Source organism: Pseudomonas citri, from assembly GCF_025336485.1.
Classification (GTDB): Bacteria; Pseudomonadota; Gammaproteobacteria; order Pseudomonadales; family Pseudomonadaceae; genus Aquipseudomonas; species Aquipseudomonas citri.
The window spans coordinates 202,842-226,473 of the sequence record NZ_JAODAB010000004.1; the positions used below are offsets into that span (position 1 = coordinate 202,842).

A 23,632-nucleotide genomic window follows, 5' to 3' on the forward strand; every position below is an offset into this window, starting at 1 on the left:
AAGCTGTCGCAAATTATCTTGGGCAGGGAGGACCGGAAGGAATAAGGAGCGTATGAATTGAAGTTGTACCTGCAACTCACGCTCTGTGAGCGCGTCGATTTGCTGATTCAGCCTGAGGGTATCGAACGACTGGGCGGTCGGGGAAGCCAACATGAGTTGGGTCATGGCATGATGGATCTCATGTTGTAATCCTTTGGCCAGCTCACCTTAGGTCGTATGCCAGCCGTTTACTTATCTGCTCCCTTTCCCGTGATACCAAGAGTACCCATCGGATTAGAACCGTTGTTGCGTCATCGCATAACGGACGATATCCGCAGTGCTGAGGAACCCCATCTTTTCCATCAACCGAGCCTTATGGGTGCTGACCGTCTTGTGGCTGATGATCAGCTCGGTCGCGATCCGCGAGACGCTCAAGCCCCGGGCGAGCAGCCGCATGACCTGCAGCTCCCGATCAGTGAGCACATCATGCGGGCTACAGGGTTCCACGCCCATGGCAACGAAGGCCATTCTTTCTGCCAGGGCGGCGTCGATATAGCGCCCGCCGTCGGCTACTCGGCGAATGGCAGCGAGCAACGTCTCGGGATCCCGGTCCTTGGTGAGATAACCGGAGGCTCCCGACTTGAGTGCACGCTGCACGATCTGCACTTCATTGTGCATGCTCAGTACCAGAATCGGCAGTTGCGGATAATGGGCGCGTATTCGCGCAATCAGATCATCACCGCTAATGCCTGGCATACTCATGTCCAGCAGCAATAGATCGATACGCTCATGGCGTAGCTGTTCAAGCAGCAGTACGCCATTCTCCGCTTCAGCCACGACGTGGAGATCGTCGGCCAACGCAAACAGCTGCTTCAAACCTTCACGCATGATGGCGTGATCGTCAGCAATCATTAATTGGATCATAGGGCCTCTGGATCTACTTGAAAGGGAATATTCACCTGCACGCACGCTCCTTGCCCGGGGGCACTGTCTACAGTCACCGTTCCACCGAGCATATGCCCGCGCTCGCGCATGCCGAGCATACCTAGCGTGCCCTTGGACAGTTGCTTCGGGTCGATGCCCCTACCGTTGTCCCGCACTTCGATCAGGACGTGCTCGGCACTGCACTCCAGATGAATATCCACCCGACTCGCATGCGCATGGCGAGCGACATTGGTCAGGGACTCCTGAATCACTCGAAAAATCGCAGTAGCGCGCTCGTCGTCGAGTTCCAATCGAGCCGATGGTGCTCTCAGGCGGCAGGCAATGCCCGCATTGTGCGAAAACTCGGAAACCAGCCATTCGAGAGCCGAGATCAATCCCATGTTTAGTGCAGAGGGACGCAGGCTGGTGGCAACGTTGCGAACCACCTGGATCGTTTCGTCGATCCGCCCCATCAGCACCTGGACTCGCTCCACCAGCGCCGGTTGTTCACTGCCGAATTCCAGGCGCAACAGCGAAATGCCCATACGTAGAGCGGTCAGCTGCTGCCCAAGTTCGTCATGAATTTCCCGGGCAATGCGCTTGCGCTCTTCTTCCCGCGTGGTTTCGCGGTAGCTGGATAGCTGGCGAAGTTGCGCATGGGACTCCTTCAGTCGCTGCTCCGCCGCCCGCATGGCGCTGACATTGCGCCCGACCGCAAGAACACTGACAAGCGCCTCATGTTGATCACGCTCCGGTACCAGGCGAACCTGGTAGCTGGTAACTTTTGCGCCCTGTTTAGCCGGAACGTCCAGGGATATCTCCTCCTCGGTAACTTTGCAGGTACGAATGATGTATTCGAGCTTGTTTTGAAAAAATCGCGCCTGATCCAAATCAGGTGCCACTTCGCAAGTTTTTTTACCCAGCAGAAAGCTCAGCGGACAGCCGAACATGCGTTGCGCTGCGGGGTTGGCATACAAGATTCGGTTCTGCAGGTCGAAGCGAGCAATGACATCGGGAGTGTTTTCCACCAAGGCGCGGAACTCCTGCTCGCTGGTCAGCAAACGGTTTTCCATTTGTTTTCGTTCGGTGATATCACGGCTGATTCCGACGATACGGTAGATTTTTCCCTGTTCGTCTCGAACAGGAATGAACGTCGAGAGAACCGCGATGTTCCCCGCCGGCAACTCCAATTCATCTTCCCATTCGATACTTTCTCCACTCGCCAGGCAGCGTTCCAGAACAATCAGGACCTTGCGTGCTGTTTGCTCTGGGCTTGATTCGCCCACGTATTGGCCAATCAATTGCTCGCGACGAAACCCTGAAGACCGTTTGAACGCTTGGTTAACCTCGAGACATCGAAAGCGTTGATCTTCCGTCACTTCCAACAGATAGAGACAGTCCGACGAATTGTCAAAAATCTCCCGATAACGCCTCTCAGTGTCCCACTGCGCGGCTTGTAGTCGCTTGCGTTCACTGATATCACGGGCGAGCGCCAAGTTGTAACGCTGACCGTCAAGCTCGAAATGAGAAACGCTGATTTCGACCGGAAAAATGGCACCGGCCTTGGTCCGGTGGTAGCTCTCGATAATTTCGAGAGAACGCCCTGAAATCTTCGAAGCAGCGAACCAAGACTCCCGCAGCCGCTCGTTACTCCAGTTAGGATCTATGTCGGCGACGGTCATGCACAGCAGCTCTTCTCTGCTGTATCCCAAACATCGACAGGCTTGGTCGTTGACATAGTGGAAGCGGGCCTGTTCATCCAGCAAAAAGGCAGCCTCTTGCACATGACTGAGGGCAAAATCCATCAGAGAAACGCGCTCTTGGGCCTCGATAAGCCGGCTGAGGTCTTCGATCTGGATGACAAAATACAAAGGACTGTCGTCTTTGGCGCGTATCATGCTGGCGGTCAAGTGCACCCGCAGGTAGCGACCATCGCGGTGCTGGTAGCGTTTTTCAAGACGCACGTAGGGAACCTCGCCCATGATCAGGCGTTGGGCGTCAGCGTGCGCTCTGGACAGATCGTCCGGGTGAATCAGTGATTCGCTGATGGTCTGCAGGAACTCGTCCTCACTGCGTCCGAGCATCTCACACAGATGAGGATTGACGCGCAACCAGCGGCCATCGAGGGCCAGCAGCGCCATGCCGATGGCTGTGGATTCAAAAGCAAGGCGGAACCGCTCTTCGCTTTCGAGCAGTGCCTGTTCGACGCCTTTGCGCTCGCTGATGTCGTGCAGGAAACCGAACCAGATAATCGAACCGTCCGCCTCCAGCGTCGGCTTGGCACGGCCCTCGAGCCATATATCACCCTTTTGTGGATGTCGCACCCGGTATTCACAGTGCCAGGGAGCCATGGAGCGTGCCGACTCGGCAATCGTTTCCTGGAGCCGGACCCCATCGTCAGGGTGAAGGCGTTCGAATAAAATACCGACGTCGCGCTCCAGTTCCTGCACTGTTACGCCATAATATTTTTCGTAGCCAGGCGAGATCCAAGGCATGGAATACGTGCCATCACTGCCCAGGCGCAAGGTACCGATGATGCCTGGAGCGGTCTCGGTGATCCGTTGCAGCCAGTGATCCTGCTCCAGAAATTCGTCCAGGCTCTTAGGGGCTTCAACCGGGACGATCTCGACCAGCAGAAATGCGCCCACAATCGCCAGCTTGCTACGACCACAAAGCAGAGTGCCATCCTTGTGTCGATAGGACAGTTCATCAGGCTGGTCAACGAGACGCCATGGCAAGACGTGACCCTTTTCAGCGTTTGGGACCACACGATCGGCCGGATGAATCAGTTCGGCAAACGGAACGCCTGACAAATCCGCCGCAGAGTAGCCGAACTGCTCAATAAAAACGGTATTGACCTTCAATATCCGCCCAAGATCATCGAGTAGAACCAGGGCACAGGACACCAGTTCGAAAGTAGCCTCGAACAGTGGGGATTGCGCCATTCGTGCGTTCAACGCATCCACTTCCATAGAGAGCATCATCTTCACTCATCAAACAGTCGCTTATAGGGAGGGCTTGTCGGTGACTCCTCGTAGCGGCAAACATTGTCCTCACGAAAATCTCTGTCCCGTGGGGCATCTCAATCAAGGGATCAACTGCAATACGCTCACTGAATATCCGCCAGCACCACCTGATTGCGGCCCCGCGCCTTAGCGCTGTAAAGCGCCTGATCGGCGTGCCTGAGCAGGTCGTCCGCCGCCCCTTCCTTGGTAATGCCCATGACCGCTAGACCTATGCTCACGGTGACTACGCCGAACGGCGACATCGCATGAGGCAATGCCATTGTTTCTATCGCCCGACAAACCATTTGCGCATGCTCCATCGCCTTGTCGAAACTGGCGATCGTGGTAATGAGCACAAACTCCTCGCCGCCGTAGCGTGCCGCTAAATCCCCCACTCGCTGGACATGAGCCTTAAGCGCCTGGGCGACACTTCGCAGGCAATCATCACCAGCCTGGTGCCCGTAATGATCATTGTATTTCTTGAAGTAGTCGACATCGATCAGCATGAGCGAAAAAACGGTACTCGCCTGCAAGCCGCGCCGCCATTCGCTGACCAGCGTTTCATCGAAATGCCGACGATTGGCGATACCGGTCAAGCCATCGATAGTGCTCAGTTTGTACAATTGTTGATTGGCTTTTTCCAGTTCGGCGGTACGGTCCTTCACCTTGAGTTCCAAATGGTCATGCGCGTCCTGAACCCGCTCAGCCATTTTAGTAAAGGCGCGAGCCAGTTCACCGATCTCATCGCAGGACTGAGTCGGCAGCTGCTGAGGCGGCAAGCGCTCTTTGCCCACACCGAGCAGTCGCGTGGCCTGGATCAGTCGAAACAGCGGAGCGGCTACCTGCTTTTGCAGAATGGAACGCAGGATGAATATCTCCACCAGCAGGGTCAGCAAGCCAAGTACAACCACAATGAGCAGGTTATCGAAGATTGCCGGGATCATGAATTTGCGCGGGTAGTGGACAGCGAGCACCCAGGGCGTATCGGGAATGAGGCCCATCGCGACGATGTCCTCATGTGTCTGGATTATCCGCGCCTGACCGGGCGCCAGCGCGGGAGCGGCTTCGAGCAACGGATAATATTGAGTCATCTTGAGGGACCGGATGGACGCATTGCCCGCGCTGCTTTTGACGTGTTCCATGACGGCAGGATGATAGATCAGCGTGCCCTCCCCATCGGCGATGAACAGTGTGCTGTACGCCCCCTGCATGGCGGGTTTGGCCGTGCGTTTCATCAACTCATCGAGCAGCACATCGACACACGCCAGGATGTGGTGCTTACCGGACGCATCGGCCACATCGGGCGTGGCGATGGTCGTCATCCAGGCATTGTTGGAAAAATCCCAATACATGCGGGTGAACAGCGAGTCGCTTGCGGGCGTACCGAAGCCACGCTCATAAAATTCATAGGTTTCGAGTTTGAGGGCATCCGATCCCGAGTAGCCGAACACCTTGGCGATATCGGCGTCCTGATAGACAGGAAAACCTTTTTCAGGCACCACGCCGTAGAAATTGAACAGCCGCCCCCTGGTGCTGGAACCGTACTTGTGGGACAGCAGATAAGACAGGGTGAATCGCGCCCGGATATCGTCGTTGGGCGCAATGTCGGGAGCGTAGGTCGCCGACATCCCCGCAAAACGGCGTCCGTCGGCCAGCGGCTGGCCTTCGAACAGCTGCGGACGCTGCGTGTAAGAGCCGTCCTCGTGGCGGTAAAAAATCTGCTGAAAGTCGTGTACCAGCGTCGCCTGCATGCCAGGATGGGCCAGGGTCTCCTTGAACTCCTTGAGAAAGTTCTGCTGCAGATCCTTGATTTCCTGAAACGGTAAGGACTCACGTTGCAAGGATTGCTCGGTGGACAAAAGCAACTGGCCGGTCACTTCCCTCTCGATCGAGGTGGAGTTGACGTAGTAGGAGATGGCCCCCGCGCTCAGCGATACCAGGCCAATGCGTAATATGGCAAGACGCAAGGCGCGCGTAGTGAGCGAATGCTTATGGGATACGACTTTGGGGTTTTCTCGCACCATCTATCGATCTCCTTTGCCGCCATCTCCCGATCACGACGTCTTGATCCGCATGAAATCCTGACCAGTCACTGCATTTTCGCATAGGGCGATAGGGGTTCGACTGGCAAAGGCAGGTTGCCTTGCCAAGGGTCGAAGGTGTAACGCAAGTAGAGCAGTGCACGGCTTGGCGCATAGTCTTCGCTGTGTTGCCAGGCCAATCCACCGCCCAGCACGAGGTGCTCCGAAAGACGGCGCTCAACCAGACCTCGCAGGCGCACGTTGGCACCGCTGGTGGTGCCTGCGCCCTTAACCTCGCTCACATCCTCGGCAGCGAAACCGGCCTGTTCGATACTGCTCAGCCATTTCGCCCCCCCGCCTTCCAGCGGGTAAAGTTCGCTGGTCTTGGTTGTCGCATACGCCCAGCCGAGCGAGCCTTCCAGTCGAACCGACCAGTCAGCGTTGCGCCAGGCGTAATCGAGCGGCACACCCATTGAGTAATACTTCTGCGGGCTGTAGTAGCCGCCCTGCCCCAAGGTGAACTCGCTCAGGTCCTTGTCATAGCTCCAATACATCAGCATCAGGCCAGTGCTCAGACGCTCGTCGGCCCGTTCGATCAGGTTGTAGTAGTAGCCGCCCATCGCCGAACGACGGCTGTTGTCAGCGACGTTCTCACCCCCCAGCCAATGCGCGCCAAGGCTGGCCCATACGCCATCCACTGCGCTGGTGGCATGGCTCAGATCGAGGCGCAGACCATTGGCGGTGACGCCGCCCCAGCGGACGCCGCTGACGGAGTCGACAGCCCCGGCACGGGACAGCAGTGAATCGTTCACGGGGCGCCGAGAGGCCATCAGTTTCCAGCCCAGGGAATTCCAATCACTGGCGAAGCTGACCCCGCCCAGCCAGTTCGAGACGGGAAAGCCTTCGGCAGAATGACCGATATCCAGCGTCCAACGCTCATCTCGCCAACCGATTGCCAATGTGTTACCGCGGGCACGTTGGGTGTCGCTCTGGCAGCCGTCAGACAGCACTGCGCCGGTTGCACGATTGCGCAGGCGGATCGCGCAGGTTCCGAATCTTTCGCGATGCAGGCCGTCGGCATCGGTATGAAAGCGGCCGGCATCGAGGTCGACGTTTTCGGCCTGGACGAAACCCTGGCCTTCAGCGATCGGCATGTCGAGGCGCAGAATTGAGGTCTGGGCCAGCAAGTCGGAGATACCCGGTGTGGTGTTGTCGGAGCGCCAGGCGATGTCGTGGTAGAGATGAAGGGTCGGATTCTGCTGCTGGTACAAGGCATTGACCTCTTTGCGCAGGCTGCGCGACATTCCGCGGTCGGTATCCTGCTCACGGCTGGCCAAGGTCAGTGCGCGATCGTCCCGGGGACTGGCCTGGGCGGGGATCAACAGGCCGGTCGCCGCCATCGCTTGGGCGTACTTATCCAACGCCAATTGAGGTTGCTGCCTTGCCATCAACTTGGCGCCGTCGCGCAACGCATTGGCCTGCGCCAGCAACAGGCGACTTTGCAATTGCTCGGCCAGGTCACGCATGGGCTGACTCCAGGCCGGTCGCGCAATCCACGCCAACGCGTCCAAAGCCTCGTTGTCGCGACCATTGGCACTCAGATACAACGCCCGGGCGTAACGCGCCTCGGGATTGTCTGCTTGACGCTGCATCAGTTGGCGGAAGGTGTCATCCGCCGCGCGGGCCTGTCCAAGCGCCTGCTGGGCCTTGGCCAAATGAAAGGCCAACCAGGGATCGTCCGCATCAAGTGTCCTTGCCTTCAACAGCAGGCTGTTGACCTTTGCCCAATCGGACCGTTGCGTGGCGGCATCGGCCTGAGCCTTCAAGCGCGCAAGCGCCAGGCTCTGGCGCAACGCCTGGAATTCACGCTGCTCGCCAGGCGTCAACGTATCGAGAAAGGCTTCAAGTTTGTGCGGCGATTGTGCCTGGTACAGACGGACCAGTGCCTGTAACGCCCTGGTATCGCTTGGCCTGATTCGGCGGGCCTGCTCGTACGCCTTGCCGGCCTTGGCCAGGTCCTTGCGCCGCAGAGCCTGGTCACCCTCGCGCAACAATACCGAGTAGTGGTCGACGGTTTTCGGCACTTGCTGCCGACGCTTGGCCGCCGCCTGCCTGGCCGGATCGGCCAAGCGCTGCTGCTGAAGCTGCAACTGTCCAGCCGCCTTGCCCTTGAGAGGTGAATTCGGGTAATGGGCGAGAAAGTCCTGCCAGCCCCGTACGCTGTTCTGACTGATCGGCAGACGGTTCAGGTAGTTGTATTGCTGCTCGGCGGCGTCGTTGCTCGCCAGCGGATCACTCGCCAACCGATGCAGTATCGCCAGGCCCTCGGCGTCTTTTTTCTGCGCCAGAAGCAGGTTCGCGAGCACCAGCCGCAGTCCGATGTTGCCCGGATACTGACGGTCCAACACCCGCAGTTGCTCGATGGCCGTTGCCTGCTGCCCGGCCATGCCGCTGCGTACCCGCCAGTAGTCCAGTGCGCTGGCAAGATCCGGTGGAGCATCGCCAAACAATTGCCGGTATACCCTGACGGCCTCTTGCGCTTTCCCCGCCGTTGCCAATTCACGCGCCTGATGCAAGCCCTTCTGCCCATCTGCGCTTTGCAGCGTCAACAGGTTCTGGGCCTGGCGCAATTCCGGGGAGCCCGACGCCTGGCGCTGCAATCGTTCCAGTAATAGCTGGGCCTGCGCCTGATCATGTTGCAGCAGTGCCTGCCGGATCCCGGCGACCAGCACTTGGGGCTCGTCGGGGGCGATCAGGTTCAGGCGCGCCAACGCGTCACGGACCAGGTCTTCGCGGTAAAGCGCTTCGCCGACACGCATCTGTTCCAGAAACCGCTGTTGCTGATCAATTGGGTCGGTGGCCTGGCCCTGCGCGGGCCCACACAGACATCCCAACAGCAACGCCCACCCCGTTACTTTTTGCATGCGCCCGCCCAATTCGGTATCAGACGTCCGTTCTTGTCAAAACGATATCGCCGCTCATCCCAGCCTTGGCCGAATAAGATCAGGGATTGGTTGTAATAAGCATCGGGCGCGGGCGGTTCCCGACGCAGGCGTTCACGTTGCCCCATCAACGCCTCAGCGCCGCCGGGCACACTGGCCAGCATGGGCAGCAGCGCCGCGGAAAACCCCACGGGACCTTTGCCGGTATCAGCACCGGTTCGGGTGTCGAGTATTTCCGGCACGCCCCCCAGACGAGTGGTCAACGCCAGCATGGGTTGGAAGTGGCCGAGCAGTTCACGCCTTCCGGGCGCATCCTCGGCCAGCATGCCGAGCCATAGATAGACTCTGATCGCGTCGTAGCTGCCCTTGGCACCTGTGACACTATCGGCTGCCCAGCCCTGCCCATTTCGCCACTGTAACCAGTCGGGGGCCAGCCCCATGGGCGAGCCCTCCATCAGCAGATGCTGGGAATTGTCTGCGAGCTCGCGCCAGATCAACGCGACCTGGGCAAAACGCGCCAGCAATTGCGGAGGCAGGTAGCTGGGATTCAGGCGCCAACTGTCGATGCCATCAAAACCCTGCCCTCCCGGGAGCAGCATCAGGCCCAGCCCTGGCAGTTTGCGCAAACTCTGCGTCGCGCTCAGCCAGAGCATATTGAGCCCGAGCTTTTCATAGACGGGTTGGCGCCATAGCCGACCTGCTTCCAACAGGCTGTAGGCGATCCATAGGTCGGCATCGCTGGCATTGTTGGCGTCGAGTACTTTCCAGCGCCCTTCCTTGTCTCGGCCCCATTGCCAAGCCGGCAACTGACGGGACAGATCACCCCCGGCCAGATTGTCCTGGGTCCAGCGCAACAACCGGGCAAAGCTTGCCCGGTCATTGGCCAGCAGCGCGAAGAACAGGCCATAGCTCTGCCCTTCCGACGTCGTGATCCGTTGCTCGGTGGACGGATCGACGACCCGTCCGTCAGGGTTCACCAGCGCCTGCCTGTAACGCTCCCAGGCCGGCCAGCCGCACTGGGCCGCGCTCGCCGGGCCAATGACACTCAGGGTCAACAGCAGCGCCAGGAAAGCTTTCACCCGTATCACTCCTGGCTCATCAGCCGCCGCCGGGCGACCCAACTGAGCGAGCGCCACAACACAAAAGCGATTAGAAGCACGATCAGTACCACCGTCATTGCCAGCAACACCGGGTGCGCGGAGAGCTGGAACCAGAGCAGCAACCACCAGGGCAGATGACCGACGAAGTACTGCTCGCCGACCTGTCTGCTCTCTACGCCGCTACTGCGCAGCAGCGCTACTGAACCCGCCACGGAATCCATCTTCGCGCCGTCGGCGAGGGTATCTCGCAGCAGTTGGTAATCGGCGTCATCGTTGGCAAGCAGCGCGACAATGCTGCGCTGTTCATGGAACGGCGACTTGAGACCGACGAATGCAGCAATCGGCGCTTGGGCCGAGACCTCGACCCGATGGGCTGCCTGGTCCCTGATATCGTTGAGCTGCCCGGCACGCGCTGAAGAACCATTCAGCGTCTGGCTGGACGGCTCCAACAACCAATCGTGGAACTGGTTGAGCATCAGGTTCGTATTCGCGAACTCACCAATACCCGCTCCCAACCCTCCCAACACCAACAGGTCGGCGTCCGTCCGAGCCGCGACGCTCCAGTCCGCGGACAGTTCCAAACCCAGCGCCGGCGCCCCCGAACGCGCGCTGATCGCTGCCAGGGCTTCGAGCAATGTGCTGATCTGCACGGCATTGCCTTGTATCGGTACCACGACCAGCGTTTCTGACAGATCGGCCATCCGGCTGAATGGGAAGCCGCTGCGGGCAAAAGCCTTCAGATCCGGCATGGCGATGAAGTGGTGATAGCCGGACAAATCGATCGTCGAGGCTTCGTCAACCGCCGCCTGATTACTCGGCGGCAGCATCGTCTGGCAATGATCGCGCTGGGCGCTGCCGATAGTGCTGGCAAAGTTGAAGTCGAAACGCAGGTTATTGCGTTCGCCGATTTGCAACGCGGGCACAAACACCTTCTCGCTGGGATTGGCTGGGTCATTGGGCAGCACCGCCAGCCTCAGCCCTTGCAGCTTCGAGCTGTCGCTGCTTGGCAGCGGCAAGCTGCTGATGAACTGATTATTGAGATTGATGTTCAGCCGTGACTCATCGTTGACCACACTGGGGGTATAGCGATAATTGAGCTTCAACGGGATCCCCTGGCTGCGCCAGACAAACAGATCCGGCGGCAGGTTGAGATCGACGCTGATCGGCGCCGGTCGCAGGCCACTCACCTGCAACTGCCCGGGATAGCTGATCAACTCGGCGAATCGAACCGGACGATCGGTGCGAATCCAGTTGGGCGCATCGTAGGGTTGCCGCGGTTGCAGTTGCTGCACCTTGTCCACCGTCACCCGCGAACCGCGCAACAAATCCCCGCCCAGCGCCAGCGCACGAGCCGCGACGAGCAGATCCTGATCATCACGACCGAGTACCAGCAGCACCTTGCTGTGAGGTGCCTGCGGGTTGTCGATAATTTGCAACACCGGTGCTTCAACCTTTGGAAACTGCTTCAGGTCAGCCAGGAACGGGGGACGGCGGTCATTGGTGGCAAATACAATCGCAGGCGTGGCCGCAGCACCGGCACCAGGCAGACGGTCGAGCAATACCGGAAAACGCATGCCACGCCAACCGGCCTTACTGCCGAAATAAGACGCCAGGACGCCCGCCGCGCGTTGTTCGCCCAATGTGGGCGAAGCCGCGAAAACCATGTTCAGACTGGGTTTGTCCTGACCCCGCGCATCGAAGAACGGCAACGGAAAATAGGCCAGGTCGCTCTTCAGCGACAACGCCTGCTCATGCAGTTCGATCTCACTGCGGCGACTGATACTGACCCATAAGGTGCTATTGGCCGGATCTTCGCAAACGTCGGTGTAGTGGCCGACAAACTCCAGGCGCACCCGGTTGAAGTCGGTGATCAAGCGCGGGTCGAGCTCCACCTGGCGAATTGTCTTGCGCCCTAGCTGATCCTTCTCGATGGGCAGCACGCTCACGAGCACATCATTGAGATAGACCCGCAAATGTGACAGCACCGGCAATAACGCAGGGGACGGTGTGTACTCCAACCGCAGCCTGGCATCGCTGGCGATGCGGTCGCGGCGCAAGGAGAATTCGATCTGCTCGCTGTCGTGAATACCCAGCAACAGGTTATCGGCGGCGTGGCCAAACTGCCCGAAGTTGTAGGTATTGCTCCAGCTTGGGACCGGGTCTAGCGGCGGCGTTGCGAGGCCTTGAGCCTGGGTGCCGTCAAGGGTCAGGAGCGCCAGGCCGGCAACCAGGGATTTACTGAAATAGCGAATCATGATGGTCTCACAGACCGAGAAGAGGACGAAAAAAATGAAGACGGCATCCGCGGCAGGTAACTCAACAGCCAGCCCACCAGCTGCAATGGAGGTCCCGCCACACGGCGGAACCACAAAGGCAGGTATTGATAGAGTTGGAAGTAACCCTTAGCGCCGAGTTTGAAAATATCGATCAGGCTGTGCAGAGGCCTGTCCGGGACATAATTCTCCCCCCAATTCAACCAGGCATCGGCGCGGGCAAAGGTGCACTGCACAAAATCGATTTTCTGCGGGGTCGACAGGTGGGCGAAGTTGATACCGACGAATTGCTTGTGGCTACGGCTGACCAGACCGGGAAACAGGAATTCGCGCGAGTCACGCTGCATCAACAATGAAACGTGCCCGCCGACCGGAAGCGACAACGGCACATCGATCTGTACGCCGACACCGCCATCGGAATAGTCGAGCAGCATGCCTGGGTAAGAATGGCCTCCGTCCAGGCGCACCGCCACCGGCAACCGGGTCTGCACTCGATGCGTCTGGCGTACCTGCCGAACTTCGGCCGCCACCGCTACCGCCGCACCGAGGATCAGCAGGTTGTAAATCACCCACAGAGAGCTCACCACCACTGTGCCAACCTCATTGGCTGGCCCCGTGGACAAACGCCAGCAGGCAAAACCCAGCCCCAGGATATTCAGACCCGCGAGGATCAGGTAAGGCCGGGCAATTTTCCAGTCGAACCGGTCATGCTCCATCAGACCACCCTTGGAAGTGACGTTGAAGGTGCCTTTGTTCGGGCTGAACAACGCCACCGTGGTGGGCCGGGCGATGTACCAGGCCAGGACGGTCTCGTAAACCTCGCCCCAAAAGGTCTGCCGGTAGCGGCCCTGCATGCGCGAGTTGGTCAGGCTGGCGTGAATCATCGGCGGCAACACGTACAACAGGATCATCAACGCCGGGGCATAGATGATGTAGGCATGCAACAACAGGAACGCCAAGGGGGCGCTCAGGAACACCAGCCGCGGCAAACCGGCGAGAAAGTGCATCATCGCGTTCGCGTAGCAGATCCGTTGGAACACCGTCAGGCCCTTGCCCAGCAACGGGTTGTCGGTACGAAAAATCTGCGCCATGCCCCGGGCCCAGCGAATGCGCTGGCCGATATGGGCTGACAGGCTTTCCGTGGCCAGGCCGGCCGCCTGGGGGATGCGTACATAGGCCGAGTTCCACCCTGCGCGATGCAGGCGCAAGGCGGTATGGGCATCCTCGGTCACCGTCTCCACCGCGAACCCACCAATCTCATCCAGCGCCGAACGACGCAGCACCGCGCAGGAACCGCAGAAGAACGCGGCGTTCCACATATCGTTACCATCCTGGATCAACCCATAGAACAGTTCACCCTCGTTCGGCCTGTTGCGAAACACTGAGAGGTTGCGCTCAAAAGGATCCGCAGACAGGAAATGATGGGGCGTCTGGACCAGCGCCAGTTTCGGATCGCGCAGAAACCAGCCCACCGTCAGCTGCAGGAACGAGCGAACCGGCATATGGTCGCAATCGAACAGCGCGACCAGTTCGCCTCCTATTCGGCCCAAGGCGTGGTTGAGGTTGCCAGCCTTGGCATGGCGATTGTCCGGACGAATGATATAGCCGACCCCGACTTCGGCGGCGAACTGCCGGAAGCTCTCACGCTTGCCATCGTCCAGCAGATAAATCCGCAGCTTTTCCTCCGGCCAGTCGATGCCCAAGGCGGCATAAACCGTACCGCGCACCACCGAAAGATCCTCGTTGTAGGTTGGAATCAGCAAATCGACGGTCGGCCAGTGCCGGGTATCGGCCGGCAACTGCGCTGGTTCGCGGTTCAGTGGCCAGCAGGTCTGGATATAACCAAAGATCAGCACGATCCAGGAGTAAGTTTCTGCCGCCAGCAATGCCAAGCCACAGGCCAGGTCCAGGGGCTGGTCCCAATTCAGCGTCGAGGTGTAGCGCCACCACAGGTAACGACAGGAAACGATGGTGGACAACACCACCATTAACAGGGTCGAAAAACGTCCGGGAATACCGCGCACCAGCATGGTCAGGCCCCAGAGCAAGACCGCGAAGACCAATTGCTCCAGATAACCGAACGGCTCGGTGATGCACAACAGCGTCAAGAGAACCAATTGGGTGAACAGCAAACCGCCAAGCAACCATTGACGGTGCCGCTCCAAGCCTTTCCACCAGTGGACCCCCTGATTGACCCGCGAGTGGTCACCGATACGCTTGCTCTGTCGTTCAAGCGAATAACTCAGCCGACTCCACAATGCCCGATTGAAAGTGGCGGCGCGTGACCACCAGATCGCAGAGTTTGAGCGGTGCTCAGGAACGACCGGTCGTATCAGTAGCAACCAGATGCTTTGCAGCACGTAACGCAACGGGTCACCGAGGCTCGGCGTCTTGTCGACTAACTGTGGATACCATTGCTGCCGCTGATCCAGCAACTGTCGCCAAGCGGCTGACTCCAGGCGTAAGACCGACCAGGCCAAGGCGCTCGACACGCCCAATAGCAGCGCGACCAGCGGCTGGCATCCGTACTCATTGCGCAAATGCCGGTAGGGGAACCAACGGGCGATCATGCCACCACTCCCTCTCGGGCTTGACACCATATCGCGAGGCTGAGCACGTCCTGGGCCACTAGGCTGCCCGGCGCATAACGGCCCACGGGCTGTTTGCAGGCCAGCGCTTCGCGCATCGCTTCATCACTGTGCACGATCAGCGACAGCAGCCGAACATCGTAGTGTTGACGCCAGATCAACATCAGATCGCGTTGGACCTGGCTCGCCGGGTCAAAACGATTGAGCAACAGATAGTCCGCCATCTCCTCCTGTTGTTGTAGAAGCACGTGACAGGCTGCATCGGCTTCGAGCACCTGAATCTGCAGTTGGCAGAACGCAGCGCTGTCCTGCCTGGGCAGGCGTTGTGGCAAATCGAACAGTATCCAATCGAAGTGCTCGGCCAGAGCGCTCGTGCGCCGGGCCCAGAGTCCGGACTGGAGGCGCAACGCTTGCTCCAGGCGCGCCTGATCGGCCCTGGTGAGTCGCCCATAAGGCAGCAGACTTAGGTTCGGCGCAATACTCCAGGACTGAGCCTTCCAGTCCTGACCATCGAGCAACGCCCGCGCCCAGCCGCCCTTTTCCGTGACGGCCAGGTTGAAATGCAGGCGCAGCAAGTTGTCCGGGCACATGTCCACCAGCAGCACACGCTGTTCAAGGGTGTGCAGGGCGTAACCGAGCGCCGCCAGTAACGAAGTGCTGCCAGCGCCGCCACGCAGTCCGTACAACCCCAGAGAGATCATGTGGTCACCTGCGGTTCGCCGTGGCGCGCCAGCGAGACCCGCGCCTCAGGTGCCCGTTGCGCCTGCTCGAACTCGGCAAGCAGGGGCCAGCGCTGCAAAGCACGCCGCAACTCTTTTTGGAGCGAGACGTCGACGTATTTCAGGGCGGGTAATTGCAACTCGGCCTTCAATCGAGCGATATCATCGGACCGCTCTTTGCGCGACAGCAACCTGGCACTCATTTGGACATCGGTCGGTAAGGAAGCCATGCGTCTTTCTCCTTTATCCGTACATAAGGCGTGGCGGCGTAGTCCAACACAGTGCTGCCTTCGCTCTCGGACACCAGCGGGGTTTGTGCCAACCCCGCCAGCACAGGTTGCCAGTCCGGCTGCTGCCCCTCGGCCTGGGGTGGCGCGGTATACAGGCGCTCGATGATTTGCGCCAAGGCGAGGTAGCTGCTCGGCTCACTGATTTGCAAAGGCGTTGAGCGTGAATTACGCCCCATGCCGATCAACTTGATGCCGACCGGCACCTGGGTAATTGACGGGCTGGGTATTTCCCGCATGCCGGGGAACTGCATGCGGTCGCCGCGCAGGGCCGCGCCGTGATCCGGAACCAGCACTACGACCACGCGACGGCCGCTAAGCTGCAGTTGTTCGATAAAACCGCTCAAGTCGTCCAGCAGGGCGAAGGCTCGTGGTTTGTAGTCGGCGCGCCGGGTGCTGCCATCGACCGTCCCGAGCCGGTTACCCTCATGCAAGGTCAAGCTGTTGTAGAACAGCGCCACGCGCGGCTCGGACTGCTCCTGACGGTGTTTCCACCAGACGTCCAGTACCTCACGATCGCGCCACACTGGTGAGCCGTCCGGCCCTGAGAATATCGGTCGCAAATGGCTGACATCACTCTCCGGGCCTGGCAGCGCCCCCAGGGTTTGCACAGCATTGAGAAAGCCCTCGAACTGTCCTGTATGGTTGAGCAGGGTTTCGCCGACGAAACCCTGCCTGCCCAGCTCATCGAACAGTAGGCAAGACTCAGCGGCGGGGGCATACAACTGTTGGCGAGGCGCTTGGCCGCATCCGGCACGCAACAGCCGAAGCGTGGCGGGTACCCGATCGGAAGCGGCCGAGTTGAAGTGGTCAAACAGTACATCCATTTGCCGCAACAATGGGTGGTCGCGCAAACCAATGAAATCCAGATCGTCCCAGGCTATGGAATCGATGTTAATCAGCAACAGATCAAAGGGTTGAGCAGCAGAAGTCGAAGGCTCGAATGCCACCCGTCGGTCAGCCTCCGCGCCGTAGAACTGCTGCAAGTAACTGTCGACGGCCGCGTTTGCAGGGAGGACCGTATCCCGCAGCGCGGCAGGGCTCGACTCATGGTTTGGGTACAGCGTCAGCAGGTTGATACAGCTCAACCAGGCCAGGCCAGCCAAGGTCAGCGTGGTCATGCGCAGCCAAGGCTGGACAAACAGATACGCCCCCACCAACACCAGCAGCCAGCCACAGAGGTTCCAGTCGACCACGCTTTCGGCCAAAGCCAAGAGGTATCCAGAGGAAAGATCCGCCACCGAAGGCCAATCCATCCAATGACTCAACGGCGGCAGCCAGGTGTCTCGGTAAAGCAGCGCCACCGCCACCAGCACGGCGATCAACCGACGCACGATTGCGGCGAAACGGTTGCTCAACGGCATCAGCAAAAAAGCCGCGAACAGCAGATTGGGTAGCACCTGAATGTTCAGATAGCCGCCCCACTGCAATGCGAACTTGAGTATGAAATACAGGTTCCAGTAACCCAGGCCGGGCCGGGCTCGCGTCGAGCTTGCAAGGTTCAGCGGCTCGAACTTACTCATGAGGCGCACTCGGGGGCAGGTGCGGCGAAGTGCTCCGAGGCATACGGTGAGGCTTCAAGTAACGGGGCGGCAAGAGGCCCTGAAGCCAGGCTCGCCCCTGGCGCCAAAAACCACGCAGCAGCTGGATCAACGCCAGTGTCAGCAAGCTGCTTGAAGCAATGACCTGAAGTAATTCGTAATAGCTCATTCGCAGTAGTCCGTGATCGCCAAAGTGGTTCGTCGCGGCATATGGGCACGCGTTTCGACTTGTGCCCGCGTCGCCGTCTCGGTTCGATCCGGGGCCAGGCGCAACGTATCCGGCAGGCTCGTTGCTTCACGCAATGCAGCACGCGGCAAGTTGTCCAGCTCGACAAGGGGCTGGCAATCACTAAACAGATTGCGCCACGACAGGCGACAGATATTGCTCAGCGCCGCCTCGAGGCCATCGCTACGGCAAGCGAACAGAAAAAGGTAGAACACACCATCCACCACACTGGCGATATCGCCGAATCGACGCAGACTGACCTGGTGCAGGCACTGTTCGATTGTTAACGTGGTGCGCGGCTGCAACCGCAGCAGTTGGTGCTCGACTTCGCCAGAAGCGCCGCCATAAATCTGCTCCAGCTCCGACAGGAACTCCCTGGGAGCCAACAGGCCGCGCGTCGTCGGGGCCCGCAGGCGTTTAAGAAGCGACTCAAGGTCAGCGCTCGACTGCCTGCGGCGCCAGACTTGGTCCTGCACACTGTCGACCAAGCTGAAGAACCGGGACAACGCGTTGCCAAAGGGCACGATGATGTTCACCCCACAGGCCATCAATAGGCGCTCGTCGCGATAGCGCAGGCAGGGCTCCATTTCCCGCACGATGATTTTCAGCGCCGTACCGCAACGCTCGCGCAACGCATACAGCTCGCGCGCCAACGCTTCCACCTGCTGGTCACTGTCGATCGCCACCATCACACTTGCGGCGCGTGCCAGGGTGGCTTGTTGCAGCAGGTCGACACGTCTCTCGAACACACGCCACTGCTCGGATAGCCCGGCAGCGTCTTCCAGCACAACGCGCTGGGCAAGATAGATGCGCTGATCATTGGTGCGTGTCGGTGCAGGACTGTCCTGTTCGCTCCAGACCTGGCCAAAGCCCGAGGCCTGCAGGTCGAGTTCGAACTCCCGTGCGCCGCAAACGCCTTGTTCGTTGTGCCAGAAGTGAGATTGATAGCGTATGCCGCCATCACGCCGGTACAACTGCGCCAACCCGGACAGATACTCATTGAGGCGAACCAACTCGGTATGCAGTTGAGGAGCCTGTCCATAGCACAGCACTAGGAGCGTGCAACGCTGTTCGCGCAACCAGCGCCTAAGTCCGCTGCACCACTGCTGCAATTGCGCCGCGTCGAAAGCCTGCCAGGCAGTAGCCGGCAGCATCAAAAGCAGCAGACTGCCCGGAGCCATTCCGGCACGCCTCAGTTCGGACGACAGCGACTTGAGCGCCAAGCGGAGAACCGACTCAGGCACTTCGAACAGGCACAATTCTCCAGGCCCGGATCGCTCGCTCATCGCGCCAATCAACTGCTCGGGATAATGACCACTCCACACCAGGCTGGCCCGCTGCTGTTCAGGTAATGCGATCAAGCCTTGCAGCGCAAGAGCTTCGACATCGCGGGTCTGATCGACGGCTACCCAGTACAGTCCTCCCTGACGCATCAACAACTGCTCATCCGGAAGATTCCGGATAGCCAAGGAAACATGACTCAAGCGTGCGCTCTCCCGTTCCAGTGCAATGAGTGAGTGACTCGTCTATCCCAAAAGCCAGGCATCACACCCAAGCATTCGGACGGATCAAAAAATCAACGACACAATCCCATCCCGCACTCGACAACAGCGGTATCAAAATGATGGCGCATAATGCAGACGATAAGAGGCGACAGCTATCGGCAGATGCTGATTCAAAATAGGCGTATTGACTGTATTAGTAAGGTTCGCCCTACCCTCTTCCGGTCGTCAGAGCAGCCCCAGCTTCATTGCTTTCGGTGTCAATACAAACTCAAGCGCCTTTGATCACGCCCTTGAGCACCGCTTTGAAATGCTCGACCTGTTCCTCGCTGAATTGGCCGAATACCTTGTCCTGCTACTCCTTGGCAACCCGCATCGCCGCAGACATAAGTTTCCTCGCCATGCAGCAACTGATCGACCTGCGTCACGTCCGCCACATTGGCCGCCGTGCCCACCAGGCTATGGACTAAACCCGACTCGGCATCGACGCCGATGTGCGCTTTCATCCCGAAGAAATATTGATTTCCTTTCTTCGTCTGATGCATTTTGGGATCGCGTTTGCCGTCCTTGTTCTTGGTCGAACTCGGTGCATGAATGATCGTCGCATCGACCACCGTGCCTTTGCGCAGCATCAAACCACGATCCCCCAGATAGCCATTGATGACCTGCAAAATCCCGCCCGCCAACTCATGTTTTTCCAGCAAACGCCGGAAGTTGAGGATCGTCGTTTCATCGGGAATCCGATCCAGACTCAACCCCGCGAACTGGCGCAGAATCGTCGTTTCATACAGTGATTCTTCCATCGCCGGATCGCTGTAACCGAACCAGTTCTGTATCAGATGAACCCGCAACATAGCCATCAACGGATACGCCGGACGGCCACCTTCGCCCTTCGGATAGTGTGGCTCGATCAAGGTAATCAGGCCCTTCCATGGCACCACCTGATCCATCTCGATCAGGAAGCGCTCGCGGCGGCTCTGCTTACGTTTGCCGGCGTACTCGGCATCGGCGAAGGACATCTATTGCATCGGGGCTCAACTGTTCGATTCGCGTGAGAAGGGGTATTTCACCAGAGGTGGGAGTCTTTTTCAGAGTGGGGCCAGCTACTGCCACCTGGGGAGAGTTGTCCGATGTTGGAGGTTATTCAGTGGCGGAAAGGGCAAGGGCAATAACCGCTCAAGATTTGCACGGTCTTGAGCATTGATCGAATACAGGCCAGCGGCCCGACCGACGTCAGAATGATTAACGTCGGGCGGCCGCAGGCCAGACTGAAGCGGCTGTTAAACCTTGAAACGCGCAACCAAGCGATTCAGCTCAGTCGCCAGATTGGCCATCTCACCGCATGCACTGGCGGTCTGGCTGGCGCCCGCCGAGCTCTGGATGGACAGCTCGCGAATGCTGGCCAGGTTCTGGTCGGCCTCACGGGCCACTTGGGCCTGCTCTTCAGAGGCGGTGGCGATCAGCAGATTGCGCTCGTTGATCTGGGTAATGGCCTGAGCAATCTGCTTGAGCGAAACATCCGCATTCTGCGCCACTGAGATCGAGTTGTTGGCCATCTCCGTACTGATGTTCATCGCACTCACCGCTTGGGTCGAGTCCGCCTGAATCGCCGTGATCATCTGCTCGATTTCCTGGGTCGACTGCTGGGTTCGGTGGGCCAGTGCCCGTACTTCATCGGCCACCACCGCGAACCCGCGTCCTTGTTCGCCGGCGCGCGCGGCTTCGATAGCCGCATTCAGTGCCAGCAGGTTGGTTTGCTCGGCAATGGCCCGAATCACTTCAACCACTTTGCTGATGTCCTGCGCCCTGCCGGACAAGGCCTTGACCTGCTCACCGGTGCTGGACACGTTGCCGGCCAGGCCTTCGATGGCTTTCAAGGTCTGCGCCACGTTCTCGATACCGGAGCGGGTGAACTCCATGGACTCGCGGGAAGATTGCGCGGCGGCTTCGGCATTGCGTGCGACCTCATCCACTGCTGCGCTCATTTCAGTCACCGCCGTGGCCGCCTGATTGACCTCGTCGTTCTGCCGCACCAGCCCGCGACTGGCGTCTTCCGTCACCGCCATCATTTCTTCCGAGGCCGAAGCCAATTGGGTAGAGGAGTCGGCGATGTGGGCGATGGTTTCCCGCAAATTCGCCTGCATCTTCGACAGTGCTGCCAACAGGCGACCGGCTTCATCGCGGCCAGTGGCCCCAATGTCCCTGGACAAGTCACTGCCGGCGATGCGTTCAGCCACTGCAAGAGCATCACTGATCGGCGAAGTGATGCTGCGGGTCAGCACGGTGGCCAGCACGATGGTGAGCAGCACGGTAACCGCCAGCAGGGCAATCACTAGCGTCACGCCACTGCCGTAGACAGACGAGGCATTGATCCCCGCACGCTTGGCCCCCTCGTCGTTGAAGTCCGAGAGTTTGTCCATCTTCTCCTGCAGGGAGTCGGCCATAGGGGGGATGCGGGTATTGATCAAAGGGATTACAGCGGCATTATCACCGCTTCGCAGCAGCGACACCAACTCATCCAGCAGTTTGAAGTACTCCTGCGCATCGGTTGCGACCGCCTGGTACAGCTCCCGCTCCGCCGGCCCCGAGATCAAAGGAACGTAATTGGTGAGGGTGCTCTGGAGAGCGTTTCGATAGCCACTTAAGGCAGCGATTTGGATTTGCCGTTTCTGCTCATCGGTTGTCAAAGTAATGCGGATACTTTCCAAACGCAGCCGCAAGGTACCCGCCTTCATCTTACCGATCTCACGAACACCCGCCATCCAATTGTTTTCTACATCTTGTTCGGACTCTCGGAGCTTGCCCATTTGCAGCACAGCGACAATGCCCAGTGCAAAAACCACCAAGATAATGAGTGAGAAAAATACCGCAGCCCTTGGAGCGAGGTTCATTGTCCTGACGTTCATTTTTTACTCTCTTAATAAAAGCTATCGGTACTACGTAGCTGTAATTCCACGCTGTCGACTGAACGTCATAGAACTATAGCCATTCATCACGCCCAGAATCGCTGCCGCCAGCTCGTGCTTTTCCAGCAGGGGACCGAAGTTGAGGATCGTGGTTTCGTCGGGAACGCGCTCCAGGCTCAGCCCAGAAAACTGGTGCAGAATAGTAGTCTCGTACAGTGCCTCTTCCGCCGTTGGATCGCTGTAGCCGAACCAGTTTTGCATCAGATGGACACTTAGCATCGCCATCAGTGGATAGGCCGGACGACCACCATCACCCTTCGGGTAGCGCCGTTCGATCAATGTAATCAAACTCTTCCACGGCACCACCCGCTCCCTCTCGATCAGGAACTACTCTTTACGGGTCTGCTTGCGTTTACCAGCGTACTCGGCATCGGCGAAAGTCATTTGCTTCATCGGAAAGCTCCGCGGGTGGAGTCTGTGTCTTGCCAAAATCAGGAAGTCTTATTCAGAGTTTCCCTAGAGCAGCGTGAAACAGGACAGCCATCACAACTACTGTTGGGGTTAGGGTTCTCAATGCGGACTCTCCATCCGATGACCGGGTCTACTAAGAGATGCCGTCAGCCTTGCGTTGAAAAAGAAAGCATATGCTATTAACTACGCATGATGCTGCTCACTCACTATGACAAGCCATCGGGCTATGCCGATTTATGGATAGGCCTATGAGAGGAGCCAGGTAAGCATTACCCTATGACACCATACTGCATAAGGCGATGCTCTACCCGCCGGCAGGGTTAACGGATTATAAAATTAAAATGCACATCATTCCTTGCTAGGATGGCGAGGAGTCTGGTGTGCATTCGAAAGACACGACCCCGATGAGTAGGACGAAACTGCTCATCAACTCGGAACGACTGGGCACGAAGCAACCGTATCGATGTGCAACAATCAAGCAAGAAGGACTGAGGCACTTGGCCAGTAGCAAGCCAAGCGCCTAGTGCTCCGTCTACGTGAAGCGGATTAGGCACGGTACTCGCTCGATCAAAAGCTCAGCATTGCTTAATCTTTGAAATGTGTCAGTTGCTGCGTCAACGCCCCTGCCTGATTGCGTAGCTGAGCGGATTGCTCGACCAGATTCTGGATAGCTAAATCGTTCTGTTCAGAAATCCTGCTCACACCTTGAATGGCCACAGAAATTTGCTCACCCGTCGCGGCTTGGCTCTGGGTCTGACGGGCCACCTCGCTGATGCACAACAGAATGTGCTGCGCGTGTTGACGAATCTGATCAACTCCAGCGACCGAGGTCTTCAACTGAGCCACTCCCTCCCTGACGGCGCTCCCCACCTGCCGAACGTTGCTCACTGTGCTCTGCACATCTGATCCGATTGCACCAATCATTTCTCCAATTTCTCCGGTCGAGCGACTGGTACGCTCGGCCAGTTGCCGAACTTCATCTGCGACTACCGCAAACCCCCTGCCCTGCTCACCCGCTCGCGCGGCTTCAATCGCGGCGTTCAGGGCCAGCAAATTGGTCTGATCCGCAATGCTGCGAATGACAGCAATAATGCCTGCTATATCTTGGGATCGCCCCTCAAGAGCACCCACTGTCTCAGCGACAGCGT

General features: G+C 58.7%; 13 protein-coding genes and 3 pseudogenes. All 16 read right to left on the reverse strand.

Annotated features, from left to right (window positions below; all coding sequences use genetic code 11):
• Nucleotides 1–273: 273 nt before the first annotated feature.
• Nucleotides 274–903 (reverse strand): response regulator transcription factor, encoded by a 630-nt coding sequence (locus tag N4Q37_RS06525; RefSeq protein WP_260956168.1) that lies wholly within the window; start codon nucleotides 901–903, stop codon nucleotides 274–276.
• The gene (locus tag N4Q37_RS06530; RefSeq protein WP_260956171.1) at nucleotides 900–3,887 is read right to left on the reverse strand and encodes a PAS domain S-box protein; all 2,988 of its coding nucleotides are present in this window, start codon (nucleotides 3,885–3,887) and stop codon (nucleotides 900–902) included. Before N4Q37_RS06530 ends, N4Q37_RS06525 begins: the two co-directional genes overlap by 4 nt.
• 125 nt (nucleotides 3,888–4,012) lie before the next feature.
• Nucleotides 4,013–5,932 carry a sensor domain-containing diguanylate cyclase gene (locus N4Q37_RS06535; RefSeq protein ID WP_260956172.1) on the reverse strand — a complete coding sequence of 640 codons (1,920 nt, stop codon included), beginning with the start codon at nucleotides 5,930–5,932 and terminating at the stop codon, nucleotides 4,013–4,015.
• A gap of 65 nt (nucleotides 5,933–5,997) precedes the next feature.
• Nucleotides 5,998–8,853 carry a cellulose synthase subunit BcsC-related outer membrane protein gene (locus tag N4Q37_RS06540; RefSeq protein WP_260956174.1) on the reverse strand — a complete coding sequence of 952 codons (2,856 nt, stop codon included), beginning with the start codon at nucleotides 8,851–8,853 and terminating at the stop codon, nucleotides 5,998–6,000.
• Nucleotides 8,841–9,950: a cellulose synthase complex periplasmic endoglucanase BcsZ gene (gene bcsZ, locus N4Q37_RS06545; protein ID WP_260956176.1), complete on the reverse strand. Its 1,110-nt coding sequence runs from the start codon at nucleotides 9,948–9,950 to the stop codon at nucleotides 8,841–8,843. The genes N4Q37_RS06540 and bcsZ overlap by 13 nt, the downstream gene beginning before the upstream one ends.
• Nucleotides 9,951–9,955: 5 nt before the next feature.
• On the reverse strand, nucleotides 9,956–12,226 hold the full coding sequence (gene bcsB / locus N4Q37_RS06550; RefSeq protein WP_260956177.1) for a cellulose biosynthesis cyclic di-GMP-binding regulatory protein BcsB: 2,271 nt from the start codon (nucleotides 12,224–12,226) through the stop codon (nucleotides 9,956–9,958).
• Nucleotides 12,223–14,814, reverse strand: a complete 2,592-nt coding sequence (gene bcsA / locus N4Q37_RS06555; RefSeq protein ID WP_260956179.1) for a UDP-forming cellulose synthase catalytic subunit — start codon at nucleotides 14,812–14,814, stop codon at nucleotides 12,223–12,225. The genes bcsB and bcsA overlap by 4 nt, the downstream gene beginning before the upstream one ends.
• Nucleotides 14,811–15,533, reverse strand: a complete 723-nt coding sequence (gene bcsQ / locus N4Q37_RS06560; RefSeq protein WP_260956181.1) for a cellulose biosynthesis protein BcsQ — start codon at nucleotides 15,531–15,533, stop codon at nucleotides 14,811–14,813. The genes bcsA and bcsQ overlap by 4 nt, the downstream gene beginning before the upstream one ends.
• Nucleotides 15,530–15,781: a cellulose biosynthesis protein BcsR gene (bcsR, locus tag N4Q37_RS06565; RefSeq protein WP_260956182.1), complete on the reverse strand. Its 252-nt coding sequence runs from the start codon at nucleotides 15,779–15,781 to the stop codon at nucleotides 15,530–15,532. The genes bcsQ and bcsR overlap by 4 nt, the downstream gene beginning before the upstream one ends.
• Nucleotides 15,751–17,361, reverse strand: a complete 1,611-nt coding sequence (gene bcsG / locus N4Q37_RS06570) for a cellulose biosynthesis protein BcsG (protein ID WP_260956184.1) — start codon at nucleotides 17,359–17,361, stop codon at nucleotides 15,751–15,753. Before bcsG ends, bcsR begins: the two co-directional genes overlap by 31 nt.
• Entirely contained in the window at nucleotides 17,354–17,548 is a 195-nt protein-coding gene (gene bcsF, locus N4Q37_RS27825) for a cellulose biosynthesis protein BcsF (RefSeq protein ID WP_390897902.1), read from the reverse strand. Before bcsF ends, bcsG begins: the two co-directional genes overlap by 8 nt.
• Complete coding sequence (locus N4Q37_RS06575) at nucleotides 17,545–19,089, reverse strand: cellulose biosynthesis protein BcsE (protein ID WP_260956187.1); 1,545 nt, start codon at nucleotides 19,087–19,089, stop codon at nucleotides 17,545–17,547. The genes bcsF and N4Q37_RS06575 overlap by 4 nt, the downstream gene beginning before the upstream one ends.
• Nucleotides 19,090–19,462: 373 nt before the next feature.
• Nucleotides 19,463–20,126, reverse strand: a pseudogene (locus N4Q37_RS06580) (IS5 family transposase); the annotation flags it as partial.
• A 261-nt stretch (nucleotides 20,127–20,387) separates the two neighbouring features.
• Nucleotides 20,388–22,013, reverse strand: a complete 1,626-nt coding sequence (locus tag N4Q37_RS06585) for a methyl-accepting chemotaxis protein (protein WP_260956189.1) — start codon at nucleotides 22,011–22,013, stop codon at nucleotides 20,388–20,390.
• Between the two features lie 75 nt (nucleotides 22,014–22,088).
• Nucleotides 22,089–22,397 (reverse strand): annotated as a pseudogene (locus N4Q37_RS06590) (transposase); the annotation flags it as partial.
• 672 nt (nucleotides 22,398–23,069) lie between these two features.
• Nucleotides 23,070–23,606 (reverse strand): annotated as a pseudogene (locus N4Q37_RS27830) (methyl-accepting chemotaxis protein); the annotation flags it as partial.
• Nucleotides 23,607–23,632: the final 26 nt, after the last annotated feature.

Coding starts and splice junctions, on each gene's coding strand:
- N4Q37_RS06525 (WP_260956168.1), bottom strand. CDS start 903: ATGATCCAATTAATGATTGCTGACGATCACGCCATCATGCGTGAAGGT.
- N4Q37_RS06530 (WP_260956171.1), bottom strand. CDS start 3,887: ATGATGCTCTCTATGGAAGTGGATGCGTTGAACGCACGAATGGCGCAA.
- N4Q37_RS06535 (WP_260956172.1), bottom strand. CDS start 5,932: ATGGTGCGAGAAAACCCCAAAGTCGTATCCCATAAGCATTCGCTCACT.
- N4Q37_RS06540 (WP_260956174.1), bottom strand. CDS start 8,853: ATGCAAAAAGTAACGGGGTGGGCGTTGCTGTTGGGATGTCTGTGTGGG.
- bcsB (WP_260956177.1), bottom strand. CDS start 12,226: ATGATTCGCTATTTCAGTAAATCCCTGGTTGCCGGCCTGGCGCTCCTG.
- bcsA (WP_260956179.1), bottom strand. CDS start 14,814: ATGATCGCCCGTTGGTTCCCCTACCGGCATTTGCGCAATGAGTACGGA.
- bcsQ (WP_260956181.1), bottom strand. CDS start 15,533: ATGATCTCTCTGGGGTTGTACGGACTGCGTGGCGGCGCTGGCAGCACT.
- bcsR (WP_260956182.1), bottom strand. CDS start 15,781: ATGGCTTCCTTACCGACCGATGTCCAAATGAGTGCCAGGTTGCTGTCG.
- bcsG (WP_260956184.1), bottom strand. CDS start 17,361: ATGAGTAAGTTCGAGCCGCTGAACCTTGCAAGCTCGACGCGAGCCCGG.
- bcsF (WP_390897902.1), bottom strand. CDS start 17,548: ATGAGCTATTACGAATTACTTCAGGTCATTGCTTCAAGCAGCTTGCTG.
- N4Q37_RS06585 (WP_260956189.1), bottom strand. CDS start 22,013: ATGAACGTCAGGACAATGAACCTCGCTCCAAGGGCTGCGGTATTTTTC.